The 11634-nt window shown below is 70.9% G+C and carries 12 protein-coding genes; 5 read left to right on the top strand and 7 right to left on the bottom strand.

The features are described 5' to 3' along the window. Positions 1 to 30: 30 nt before the first annotated feature. Positions 31 to 897 carry an endonuclease/exonuclease/phosphatase family protein gene (locus ABD366_RS19650; protein WP_324766556.1) on the bottom strand — a complete coding sequence of 289 codons (867 nt, stop codon included), beginning with the start codon at positions 895 to 897 and terminating at the stop codon, positions 31 to 33. A gap of 138 nt (positions 898 to 1035) precedes the next feature. Here ABD366_RS19650 and ABD366_RS19645 point away from each other — a divergent pair, with 138 nt between their 5' ends. Together ABD366_RS19645 and ABD366_RS19640 are read left to right on the top strand one after the other, a co-directional pair. Next, on the top strand, positions 1036 to 2550 hold the full coding sequence (locus ABD366_RS19645; protein WP_324766557.1) for an MFS transporter: 1515 nt from the start codon (positions 1036 to 1038) through the stop codon (positions 2548 to 2550). An 82-nt stretch (positions 2551 to 2632) separates the two neighbouring features. Further along, a complete protein-coding gene (locus tag ABD366_RS19640; RefSeq protein WP_324766558.1) occupies positions 2633 to 3409 on the top strand; it encodes a TetR/AcrR family transcriptional regulator in 777 nt (258 codons plus the stop codon). Between the two features lie 32 nt (positions 3410 to 3441). Here the strand turns inward: ABD366_RS19640 and ABD366_RS19635 are convergent, their stop codons facing one another. Then, positions 3442 to 3912, bottom strand: coding sequence for a PPOX class F420-dependent oxidoreductase (locus tag ABD366_RS19635; protein ID WP_324766559.1), 471 nt, complete (start codon positions 3910 to 3912; stop codon positions 3442 to 3444). 72 nt (positions 3913 to 3984) lie between these two features. Then, entirely contained in the window at positions 3985 to 4350 is a 366-nt protein-coding gene (locus tag ABD366_RS19630) for an STAS domain-containing protein (protein WP_324766560.1), read from the bottom strand. Between the two features lie 255 nt (positions 4351 to 4605). On the opposite strand from ABD366_RS19630, the gene ABD366_RS19625 reads away from it, so the two are divergent. Both ABD366_RS19625 and ABD366_RS19620 read left to right on the top strand, forming a co-directional pair. Next, positions 4606 to 5298, top strand: coding sequence for an ANTAR domain-containing protein (locus tag ABD366_RS19625; RefSeq protein WP_324766561.1), 693 nt, complete (start codon positions 4606 to 4608; stop codon positions 5296 to 5298). A gap of 28 nt (positions 5299 to 5326) precedes the next feature. Further along, positions 5327 to 6124: a GAF and ANTAR domain-containing protein gene (locus tag ABD366_RS19620; protein WP_324766562.1), complete on the top strand. Its 798-nt coding sequence runs from the start codon at positions 5327 to 5329 to the stop codon at positions 6122 to 6124. Between the two features lie 18 nt (positions 6125 to 6142). Here the strand turns inward: ABD366_RS19620 and ABD366_RS19615 are convergent, their stop codons facing one another. The 3 genes from ABD366_RS19615 to ABD366_RS19605 form a co-directional block, all read right to left on the bottom strand. Then, positions 6143 to 6961 carry a YceI family protein gene (locus ABD366_RS19615; RefSeq protein ID WP_324766563.1) on the bottom strand — a complete coding sequence of 273 codons (819 nt, stop codon included), beginning with the start codon at positions 6959 to 6961 and terminating at the stop codon, positions 6143 to 6145. A 238-nt stretch (positions 6962 to 7199) separates the two neighbouring features. After that, positions 7200 to 9656, bottom strand: coding sequence for an MFS transporter (locus ABD366_RS19610; protein ID WP_458860706.1), 2457 nt, complete (start codon positions 9654 to 9656; stop codon positions 7200 to 7202). 100 nt (positions 9657 to 9756) lie between these two features. Next, positions 9757 to 10263, bottom strand: a complete 507-nt coding sequence (locus ABD366_RS19605; RefSeq protein WP_324766565.1) for a MarR family winged helix-turn-helix transcriptional regulator — start codon at positions 10261 to 10263, stop codon at positions 9757 to 9759. 197 nt (positions 10264 to 10460) lie between these two features. Here ABD366_RS19605 and ABD366_RS19600 point away from each other — a divergent pair, with 197 nt between their 5' ends. Continuing rightward, on the top strand, positions 10461 to 10673 hold the full coding sequence (locus ABD366_RS19600; RefSeq protein WP_324766566.1) for a hypothetical protein: 213 nt from the start codon (positions 10461 to 10463) through the stop codon (positions 10671 to 10673). A gap of 78 nt (positions 10674 to 10751) precedes the next feature. On the opposite strand, the gene ABD366_RS19595 is transcribed toward ABD366_RS19600, so the two are convergent. Beyond that, entirely contained in the window at positions 10752 to 11585 is an 834-nt protein-coding gene (locus ABD366_RS19595) for a hypothetical protein (protein WP_324766567.1), read from the bottom strand. Between the last annotated feature and the right edge of the window lie 49 nt (positions 11586 to 11634).

The following is an 11634-nucleotide window of genomic DNA, read 5'->3' as shown; positions in this document are numbered from 1 at the left end:
CTTGACGCGTATCGCCGGAAGGGCTTGATGTCAGCGCGGCAGAGCGATCTCCGCGACCACCGGGCGGTGATCCGACGCCGTGGGTTCGTCCGGCACCGATGCCGAGCGGACGCGGATCCCCTCCCCCACCGCCACGTAGTCGATCCGCTGCACCGGCGTGCTCGCCGGGTACGTGCCGCCCTCGGCCGGGCCCGAGTCCCGCAACTCGGTCCACAGCGGACCCAGTTCCGGAGCGGACGGCGCCGCGTTGAAGTCGCCCAGCAACACCTGCCGGGCCCCCGGAAGCGCACGTCGTTCGCTCGCCATGATGCGCCGGGTGTCCGCGACCTGCGCCACCCGTACCGCCGGGTCGGGCCGGTAGTCGAGGTGGGTCACGAACACCTGCACCGGCACACCCCGCACCTTCAGCGTGACCTCGCCGAAGCCGGGTGCCGGCGCCGGTACGGGGTTCGGGTCCTGCGTGGACAGGCGGGTGATCTCGTGGTTGGCGGCGGCCCGGATCGGATGGCGGGAGAGCACCGCCACCCCGAACTCGCGCCGCTGACCTCCGGCCTCCGCCGGGTCGAGGCTGTATATCGGCGCGAACGACACCCGCATCTTCAGCCGCTCCGCCAACTCCCGTGCCACGTCCAGGCTCTGGCTGCGCGCACCCCAGTGCACGTCGACCTCCTGGAGCCCGATCACGTCCGCGTCGAGCGCCCGCAGCGCCGCCGCCTGCCGGTCGAGATCGAAGACGTTGTCCATGCCGGACCCGGCATGGACGTTGTACGAGGCGATCCGGAGCGGGACCGAACCGTGGTGGCGGGTCGCGGCGGCGGCCGGCGGTGCCGCGGCTGCGATTCCCAGCAGGACTGCGGACAGGGCCATGGAAGGCAGTGCTCGAGTGCGCATCGGCATGCCGGAACCGTATGTCGAAAAGTTGTTGTACGCCGTACGTCCAGTCCTCTACGCTGTACAACAACGGTCAGCCATACACCGTAGAAGAACGTAGAGCGAAGACGCCGAAGAAGACACAGAAGCAGAGGGGGACGCGTGATGACGACCACCCAGAACGCGGAGAGCACCAAGCAGCCGAGCCCGCCGGGAAGCCATCCCCAGCGGTGGCTGATCCTCGGCGTCATCTGCCTCGCGCAGCTGACCGTGCTGCTCGACAACACCGTCCTGAACGTCGCGATCCCGTCCCTGACGAAGGAACTGCACGCGACGACGTCCGACATCCAGTGGGTCATCAGCGCGTACTCGCTCGTGCAGTCGGGTCTGCTGCTCACCGCGGGCAGCGCCGCGGACCGGTACGGGCGCAAGAAGATGCTCGCGGCCGGCCTCGTACTGTTCGGGGTGGGGTCGCTCGTCGCGGGACTGGCCGACTCCACCGGGCAGTTGATCGCCGCTCGCGCGGGGATGGGCGTCGGCGGCGCGCTGCTGATGACCACGACTCTCGCCGTCATCGTGCAGGTCTTCGACGACAGCGAGCGGGTGAAGGCGATCGGTCTGTGGGCCACGGTCGGCTCGCTCGGGTTCGCCGTCGGCCCGCTGCTCGGCGGCGTGATGCTCGACCACTTCTGGTGGGGCTCGATCTTCCTCATCAACATCCCGGTCGCGGTCATCGGAGTCGTCGCCGTCCTGGCGCTCGTGCCCGAGTCGAAGAACCCGCGCGGCGAGCGGCCCGACCTGCTCGGCGCCGTGCTCTCCACGATCGGCATGACCGGCGTCGTCTACGCGATCATCTCCGGGCCCGACGACGGCTGGACCTCGGCGACCACCCTCACCTCGGCCGCGATCGGCGTCGTCGTCATGGCCGCGTTCGTCACGTGGGAGCTGCGTATCCCGTACCCGATGCTGGACATGCACTTCTTCCGCAACCAGAAGTTCACGGGCGCGGTGGCCGGGGCCATCCTCGTCGCCTTCGGCATGGCCGGCTCGCTCTTCCTGCTCACCCAGCACCTCCAGTTCGTGCTCGGGTACGGGCCGCTGGACGCCGGTCTGCGGACCGCGCCCCTCGCGCTCACCGTCGTCGCCCTCAACCTCACGGGCATCGGCGCGCGCCTGCTGCCCAAGCTCGGCACACCGCTGACCATCGCGTCCGGGATGACGTGTCTGGCGGCGGGGCTCGCGGCGATCGCCCTGCTCGGCGGGGACAGTTACGGCGGCCTGCTGGCGGGCCTGATCATCATGGGCGCGGGGATCGCCCTCGCCATGCCGGCCATGGCCAACGCCATCATGAGCGCGATCCCGCCGGAGAAGGCGGGCGTGGGCGCGGGCGTCAACGGCACCCTCGCGGAGTTCGGCAACGGGCTCGGCGTCGCCGTCCTCGGCGCGGTCCTCAACGCCCGGTTCGCGGCGCTCGTACCGGTCTCCGCGGCCTCGCTCCCGGCGGCGCTCGCGGCGGCGGACTCGGCCGGGGAGCGGGCCCGGATCTCCGACGCGTTCTCCTCGGGACTGGAGACCAGTCAGCTGGTCGGGGCCGTCGCGGTGCTCATCGGCGGGCTGCTCGCCGCGGCGTTGCTGCGCAGGGCCGAGAGGGCAGACTCACCGGCGGTGGCTTCCACATAGCATCGACCAGGGCGGACGGGCGGGTTCCGCTGGAGTCCCGCCCGCACCCGCCGTGAACGAGGAACTTCTGGGAGGGTGCGCCATGACGAAGGCAGCGCGGATGAGCGTCTGGCTGGAGGACTCCGCGGTCAGGGCGCCGCGCACCAGGCGCAGCGAGCAGCCGAGCGGCCTGGACCGGGACCGGATCACCGAGGCCACGGTGAAACTGCTCGACGCGGAAGGGCTCGCCAAGTTCTCCATGCGGCGCCTGGCGAGCGAGCTCGGCGTCACCGCGATGTCCGTGTACTGGTACGTCGACACCAAGGACGACCTGCTCGAACTCGCCCTCGACCGGGTCTTCGCCGAACTGACCGTGCCGGCGCCGGAGGCCGTCGACGCCGGGGACTGGCGGGAGCAGCTGCGCGGCCTCGCGGCCACGTACCGGGCGGTGATCGTGCGGCATCCGTGGATCTCGCCGCAGATGGGCAACTACCTCAACATCGGGCCGAACTCGCTGCTGTTCTCGCGCGCGGTCCAGCGCGTCGTCGCCGCCACCGGGCTCTCCCTGACCCGGCAGCGGGGCGCCATCGCGTCCGTCTTCCAGTTCGTCTACGGCTACGGGACCATCGAGGGCCACTTCCGGCGGCGGTGCGCCGAGGCCGGTCTGTCCCAGGACGACTACTTCCGCGAGGCGATGGCGGCGTTCCGGGTGCCGGAGGAGATGGCCGAGGACTTCCGGCAGGCGGAGGAGATGGTCGCCGCGGTCGAGGGCGGCCAGACGGTCGAGGAGATGCGCGACGCGGACTTCCAGGTCGCGCTCGACCTGCTCGTCGCGGGCATCGAGGCCCTGGTCGCCGCCGAGGGCCCCGCTCCGTCCTGACCCCGGCCTCGTACAGCCTCTTACGGAAGAGTTCAGCTCTCCTCGGCCAGCCGTGCCGGGAAGCCGCCGGTGGCGATCGGGCCCCACTTCTCGGGGGTCACGCGGATGATCGACTTGCCCTGCTTGAGCATGGCCTCCCGGTACTCGTCCCAGTCCGGGTGCTCGCCCGAGATGTTCCGGAAGTACTCCACCAGTGGCTCGACCGAGTCGGGGGAGTCGAGGACCTCGGCGGCGCCGTCGACCTGGACCCAGGGCCCGTTCCACTCGTCGCTGAGGACGAGCACGCTCACGCGCGGGTTCCGCTTGGCGTTACGCGTCTTGGCGCGCTCGGGGTAGGTGGAGACGACGATCCGCCCGGAGTCGTCGACGCCGCAGGTCAGCGGGGAGGCCTGCGGGGTGCCGTCGGCGCGGGCGGTGATCAGGAGGGCGCGGTGGCGGGGGCGTACGAAGTCGAGCAACTCGTCGAGGGAGACACGGGTGTTGGTCGCGATGTTCGGAGCCATGGCCTCAGCCTATGCCGCACCGGGCTCCGGAGCCGCTCGGCGACACCTCGCGCGCACCGGCCCCGGAACCGCTCACTCCTCGCGGGCCCGCAGCGCCTCTTCCACGCTGTTGTGCACGGGCACGTCCCGCCGGGTCTGCGCGAGGGTCAGGACGCGACGCACCGGCCCCTCCTCGGGCACCGCCACCCGCATGAGGGCACCGTGCCGCTGCCGCAGATAGCGGCGCAGCTCCAGCAGCAGCCGGACACCCTGCGAGTCGAGAAACGCGGTGCGGGTCAGATCGAGGATGAACTCGGTGCGCCCGCCGGCCCGCTCGTCGGCCAGGGCGCATGCCTCGGCGAGCAGGACCGGCGCGTTGCTCAGATCGATCTCCGCCGGGAACGTGATGAGGGTGCGGTCCGCGATGTCGCGGGGCGCCAGATGAAGCGGGGTGGCCACAAGGCTCACCTGCCAGACCGGTACTGGTGGTCGGACGGTGGACGGTGAGCCGCTTCCTGACCCGCTTCCATTGGACCACCGACGGGAGGCCCACCGCCGCTCTCCTCCGCAAATCCACGTCGTCTTAAGGAAACGGCTAGAATTTGGTTCGTCCTGCGCTCGCAGTCGGGAATGTGCTGCGGAGCTCTCCCGCGCATGTCTATTTGGGCATGCTCGCTGAAGAGGTTCGTGGTGGTTGCGCCCAGTTTTTCCGAAGTGCCGTTCTCCCCTGCCGATTTCCGGCTGGCCGAGGCTCTCACCGTCGCAGCGCGGCAGCTGCACGAGCAGACCGGGCCCCAGGCCACCCTGCGCAACGCCGTGCGTCTTGCCGTGCACCTGGTGCCGGGGGCGGACCACGCCGGCATCGTCACCGTCGACCGAGACCTCGTACTCACCTCCGTCACCTGGAGCGACGACGTGGCGCGCAGCGCCCAGGAGCTGACCGGGATGCCGGGCCACCGTGCCTTCCGGGAACAGCTGTGGGCCGCGCCCGTCGCCACCCTCGCGGACACCACGGGTACGAACGGACCAGGTCAGAGCCTGTCCGTGCTCGGGGTGCGCGCCGTGCTCGCGCTGCGTCTGCGGACCGACCGGAACCGGCTGACGGCGCTCGTGCTGTTCGGCGGCAAACCGGACGGCCACGACGAGACGAGCCTGCGCATCGGCCGGATGCTCGCCGCGCACATCTCCGTCGCGCACGACTCCGCCACCGTGCAGGAACAGCTCACCGAGGCGATGCGCACCCGCGACCTCATCGGGCAGGCCACCGGACTGCTGATGGCGCGCGAGGGGGTTGACGCGGCCGAGGCGTTCGACCATCTCGTACGGGCGTCGCAGCAGCAGAACATAAAGCTCAGGGAGCTGGCGCAGAGGTACGTGGACGCCGCGGCGCGGCCCCGTGACGCGTGAGCACCCGTTTACGGGACACCCGTAATCAATGAACAGTCCAGCCGAGACCCCCGCCGGACGAAACGAGCGCCCCTACCTACAGACGCCCCGCCCGGAGATGCCCTACCCGCAGATGCTGGACACCGGGGCGCTCTACCTGGCTCTCGCCGAGAGCGACGGCCTCGACGGTTTTCTGCAGGAACTCACCGAACGCGCCGCGCACGTCGTGCGGCCGGGCGCGTGCAGTGTCACGCTGCACCGCGCCGACCGGCTGCGCACCGTCGCGGCCAGCGAGGGCCTGGTGAGCGGCCTCGACCAGATCCAGTACGAGGTCGACACCGGCCCGTGCGTGACGGCGGCCCGCGAGTCCACGGAGCAGCACGCGCCGGACATGGGGGCCGAGCAGCGCTGGGTCCCGTTCCCCGTCGAGGCCAGGGGGCGTGGTGTGCGGTCCATGCTGGCCCTGCCGCTCACCCTGAACCACGGCGTCCACGGCGCCCTCAACTTCTACGCCGGCCACCGGGACGCCTTCGTCGACCGGCGCGAGAGCGCCCGCCGGCTCGCCGCGCAGGCCTCCGGCGCGGTGGCCGTCGCGCTGCGGATCGAGCACGAGCGGGAGATCGGCCTCGACCTGCGCGCCGCGATGCTCTCGCGGGGTGTCATCGACCAGGCCATCGGCATCGTGATGACGCAGCGCCGGTGCGACGCGGACACCGCGCTGGGCCTGCTGCGCCGCTGCTCCCAGGACGAGAACGTCAAGCTGCGGGAGCTCTGTGTCCGGCTGGTGACCCGGGTCGGCGGAGTGCCGCCGCGCCGGGGGGAGTTCACCGAACGCCTCCCCGGCTGAGACCGGCCCCCTCGAGAATCAGACCTGCGGCAGCGCGTCGCCCTGGACCGCCTGGATGTCCAGCTCCACCTTCAGCGTCGCGCCGATCGCCGCGATGCCGGCCTGCACGACCTGGTTGTAGTTCATGGCGAAGTCCTCGCGCTTCAGCTCGGCCGTCGCCTTGAACGCCGCCCGGGTGCCGCCCCACGGGTCGGCGCCGGTGCCCAGGTAGCTCAGGTCGAGGTCGACCTGGCGGACGACGCCGTGCAGGCTCAGCTCGCCGTGCACGGTCCAGCGGTCGGGGCCGGCCGGGGTCAGAGCGGTGGACTTGTAGGTGATCTCGGGGTGCGTCTCGACGTCCAGGAAGTCCGGCGACTTCAGGTGGCCGTCGCGCATGCCGTTGCCGGTGTCGATGGACGCGGCCCTGATCACGGCCTCGACGCGGGACTTCTCCACGTCCTGCGCGATGTCGACGCGGGCGGTGAAGTCGGTGAACCGGCCGTGCACGCTGGTGATGCCCAGGTGCTGCGCGGTCGCCGCGACGGAGGAGTGCGCCGGGTCGACGGTCCACGGCCCGGGCGGCGGCAGTTCGGCGCCGCCCTGCCGGGCGAGCACGACCGTGCCCACCTCGGCGCGGCCGGTCGCCGTGACCAGCGCGGTGGAGGCCACGGGGGCGTACCCGACGGCGGTCACGATCACGGTGTAGGGGCCGGGGGTGAGGACGGCCGCGTCGTGCACGGCGCCCTCGTCGTCGGCCTCGGCCCGCAGCACCTGCGCGCCGGTCATGTCGGTCACCGTGACGACGGCGTGCGGCAGAGCCCAGCCGTCCCGCGTACGGATCCGCGCGCTCAGTCCCATCAGTCACAACTCCTAGCTCAAGTTCTCACATGCGTAAGGGATTCGGGTGGCACCCGAACGTGAACGGGCCCCGGCCCGTGACGTCTCCGGCCGTCCCCTGCCGTTAACGACGCCACCGGGTCCGGGGCCCATTTCCCACAACCGGTCCGGGAGGTCCGCGTCTCCGCTCGAAGCGCGGGCCGCCCGGTCCGGGGTCTTGAGGAGCCGGTCTTCGACAGGCTCCGAGGGACTGCGCGAACTACTCGCCGGGGTGCGAGAGTTCGATGTCGTGGCCGTCCACGCCGCTGCCCTGCACGCTGAGGTGCGTGGCCACCGGCGGGTAGCCGGTCGCGATGACGGTGTACTCGCCGCCGTCCAGATCGGTGAAGGCGTACGCGCCGTCCTCACCGGTGGTCGACGTCGCCACGACGTTGCCCGCGGCGTCGATGAGCGTGACCCGGGCGTCGTTCAGCGAACGGCCCGCGGCGCGCACGGTGCCCTGCACCTGCGAGCCGGAGTTCAGCTCGATCTCGACGCGGGTGACACCTGTGCCGCCGACCTCGACGGGCAGGGCGAGCGGGCGGTGGCCCGCGGCGTTCACCGCGATGGTCACCGGACCGGGCACCAGCTCGGCGAAGGTGAACTCGCCGTCCTGGCCGGAGAGCCCGGTGGCGAGGACGTCACCGCGGACGTCGGTCACGATGACCATGGCGCCGATGACGGCCGCCTTGGTCTCCGCGGCCCTGACGACACCGCTCAGCCCGCTGGTGCCGCTGAGCAGGATGTCGTACGCGACCGGCTCGTCGCCGACGAGGACCGTGGAGGCCTGCGGCTGGTAGCCGTCGGCCGAGGCGATCAGCACGTAGGAGCCGGCGCCGGGGGCGTCGATCCCGTAGGAGCCGTCGCCCTGGGCGACCGCGCGGCCCAGCTGCCGTCCCCCGAGGGAGATCAGCGTGACCGCGGCCCGCGGGACCGGGGCGGACTCGGCGCCGCGGACGAAACCGCGCACCGGGGTGCCGCTGCCGAGGGTCTGCGCCGGGATGTCACCGGCGGCGGACGCGACGGTGGCCAGTCGCTGGGTCTGGGTGTCGGCGGCGGGCTCACCCGCGCCGACCAGGCTCGGCACCTTCGCCGGCTCGGCGGCGGAGGCGGCGGTCGAGTCGGCGGGGGCGCCGGAAGCGGCCGCCTCGGTCTCCTTGGCCTGGTCCAGGCCGCCCGACGTACGCAGCGGAACCTCCTTGATGAACAGCGTGGCGATGAGGGCGAGCAGGGCGATCGGCGCGGCGATCAGGAAGACGTCGGCGATGCCGTGCCCGTACGAGCTCTCCATGATCGTGCGCAGCGGCTCGGGGAGCTTGGACAGGTCCGGGATGCCACCGCCGCCGGTGCCGCCGTGGCCCAGGGCCTCGCCCTTGGGGCCGAGGTCGGCGAGGCCGTCCTTGACGTAGTGCGTGATCCGCGTGGACATGATCGAACCGAGCGCGGAGACACCCATCGCACCACCGAGGGAGCGGAAGAAGGTGACCGTGGAGCTGGCCGAGCCGATGTCCTGCGGGGCGACCTGGTTCTGGGTGCAGAGCACGAGGTTCTGCATCATCATGCCGACGCCGAGACCCATGAGGGCCATGTAGATCGCTACGTGCCAGTACGGGGTGTCGTAGCGGATCGTGCCGAGCAGGCCGAGGCCCGCCGTGATGAGGACGCCGCCGGAGACCAGCCACGCCTTCCACTTGCCGGTCTTGGTGATGACCTGGCCCGCGACGGTCGACGAGATGAACAGGCCGCCGATCATCGGGATCGTCATGACACCGGACATCGTCGGCGACTTGCCGCGCGCCAGCTGGAAGTACTGCGAGAAGAACACCGTGCCCGCGAACATCGCGACACCCACGAAGAGCGAGGCGAGCGAGGCGAGCGTGATGGTGCGGTTGCGGAAGAGGCGCAGCGGGATGATCGGCTCGGCGGCCTTGGCCTCCACGAGGAGGAAGATCAGGGCGAGCACGACCGCGCCGCCCACCATCGCGCCGGTCTGCCACGACATCCAGTCGTACTTGTCGTCGGCGAAGGTCACCCACAGGAGCAGGGTGCAGACCGCGGCGGTGATGAAGAAGGCACCGGCCCAGTCGACCTTCACGTTGTCGCGCTTGACCGTCGGGAGCTTCAGCGTCTTCTGGAGGACGATGAGCGCGATGATCGCGAAGGGGACACCGACGTAGAAGCACCAGCGCCAGCCGAGCCACGAGGTGTCGGTGATGACACCGCCGAGCAGCGGGCCGCCGACGGTGGCGACAGCGAAGGTCGCGCCGAGGTAGCCGGAGTAACGGCCCCGCTCGCGCGGGGAGATCATCGCGGCCATCACGATCTGGGCGAGGGCGGACAGACCGCCGACGCCGATGCCCTGGACCACACGACAGGCGATCAGCATGGTGGGGCTCTGCGAGAGCCCCGCCACGACCGAGCCGCCGACGTAGACGATCAGGGCTATCTGGACGAGCGCCTTCTTGCTGAAGATGTCGGCGAGCTTGCCCCACAGGGGCGTCGTCGCGGTCATCGCGAGCAGTGAGGCGGTGACGACCCAGGTGTAGGCGGACTGGCCGCCACCAAGGTCGCCGACGATCTCGGGCAGGGCGTTGGTGACGATCGTCGACGACAGGATCGCGACGAACATGCCGAGCAGCAGCCCGGACAACGCCTCCATGATCTGCCGGTGGGTCATCGGAGCGCCGGCGTCGGGGGCGGCGCCTCCGTGCTTGGCGGCATGGCTGCCCCGCACACCGGACGGTGTGGATGTTGCCATGGGATTCCTTCTCTTACGTTTACGCGGGTGTACGGGTGGTCTGAACTGATGCCGAGGCCTGCGCGGCGACGGGGAACTGTCCGCGGGACGCTGTCGTCCGGCAGTCCCCGAAGCTGTCGCGCAGCCGCGTCATGAGAGCGATCAGCTGGTTGACCTCGTCGTCGGACCAGTCGCTCAGCCGGTCGGCGAGCAGCTCGGTCGTGCGGACGTTCAGGTCCTCCATCTGCTCGTGGCCCTCGGCGGTGAGGGTGAGGATGCGCGAGCGCTTGTCGGCCGGGTCGGGGCGTCGCTCGATCCAGCCGCGGTCGGCGGTGTGGGCCACGTGGCGGCTGGCCACGGACATGTCGACCGCGAGGAGCTCGGCCAGCCTGCTCATGCGCATGTCGCCGTACCGCTTGAGAAGCGTGAGGACGGCGGCCGAGCCGGCCGGGCAGTCATGGGGCAGGATGCGCGCCATATCCCTTTTGACGGCGCCGAAGGCACTGAGCTGACGAGCCAGCTCGTCGTAATGACGCTGTGCGGCCACAGCACCTCCTGACCAGTATCTTCTTATTCGTTGCTTAGGGCAACCATAGAAGCAGTTGGTTGCCGCAGGCAAACTAAAAGGGACGTTCAACCCTAAAATCACGGCAAAGGCGAGGTGTGCGAAGGTAAAGCCGCAGCTCAAGTGAGCTGTGGGCGGACTGTGGCGCCTGTGGCGCCGATTCGCTAGGGTCCTGCTCCATGGCACACAACCCCCAGGGCCCGACCCCCGAAGGCAACTACGACCCCGCGGGCAGCACCCAGATGTTCCGCGCCTTCGTCGACGAGGGCGGCACCCCCACTCCGCGCGCGCAGGCCGCTCCGGTGAAGTCCGGTCCCGGTGCGGGCCTGATCATCGGCATCGTTGTCGCGGTCGTCGTGATCGCGGCGGTGGCGTGGCTGGCGCTCAAGTAGCGCGTACGCGGCGGTAGGCGCGGCCCGTCCGGGCCGCCGCTTCCGGTCGGCTACTTCGAGTCGGCTGTTTCCGGTCGGCTACTTCCAGTCGACGGAGACGTCACGGGTCTCGACGTGCATCCCCAGCGGGACGCGCCAGGACTCGACGCACACGGTCCACGTCTTCTTCTTCTCCTCCCCGGCCCCCAGGGGTACGGGGAGCTTCTCGGTGGACTCCACGGTCGCCCAGTCGATCCCGAGCGAGCCGATGATGTGCGTCTTGAACGTCACTGTTCCCGAACGCACAGCGCTGCCACCGGAGTTGCGCAGCACCAGCGTCACGTCCTGGCACCAGCGCTTGTCGGCGTCCTTCAGGACGGGCTCGCTCACCTCCAGGGCGGCGGGGGCGGCGGGTGCCGACGGTGAGCTCTGCCCGCCGTTGCCAGGGGCCGAACTGCCGGGCGTGGTGGGGCCGTTGTGCCCGCCGGGCCCGGAGGCGCCGCCGGAGCCGGTACCGGTGTCGGAGCCACTGCCACTGCCACTACTGCTGTCACTGCTGTCTCTGCTGCCGTCGCGTTCGGCGGTACGGGGCGACGATCCACCGCCGGCCGCTCCCGTACCCGCTGTACCGCTTCCGGCGGGCGCCGATCCCTGGGAGTCCGCGGACGTGGAGCCCGCGGGCGACCCCGGTGCCTCGTGGGACGGGCGGGAGGATCCGGGCCCGGCCGGGTCCAGCGGTACGAGCCGTACCTTCCCGCTGGGCGCGACGCTCTCTCCGGGCCCGCCGGGCGCCCCTCCGGCGGCCCCTACCGCGACGTACCCGTCCGGCCCGTCGCCCCCACCGAGAGCGGCGACGGTCCCCAGGCAGACCATGGCGGCGGAGGCGGCCCCAACGGCGGCCCCACGACGCCCTCGCACCCACGTCCGTAACATCGCGCCAGTGTGTCTGACGCCCCGTCAATTAGGAAGAGGGCGGGCCGGT

The sequence above is a fragment of the Streptomyces kunmingensis genome (assembly GCF_039533535.1).
In the GTDB taxonomy this organism is placed as follows: domain Bacteria; phylum Actinomycetota; class Actinomycetes; order Streptomycetales; family Streptomycetaceae; genus Streptomyces; species Streptomyces kunmingensis.
This window is presented reverse-complemented; position numbering and strand designations above follow the sequence as displayed.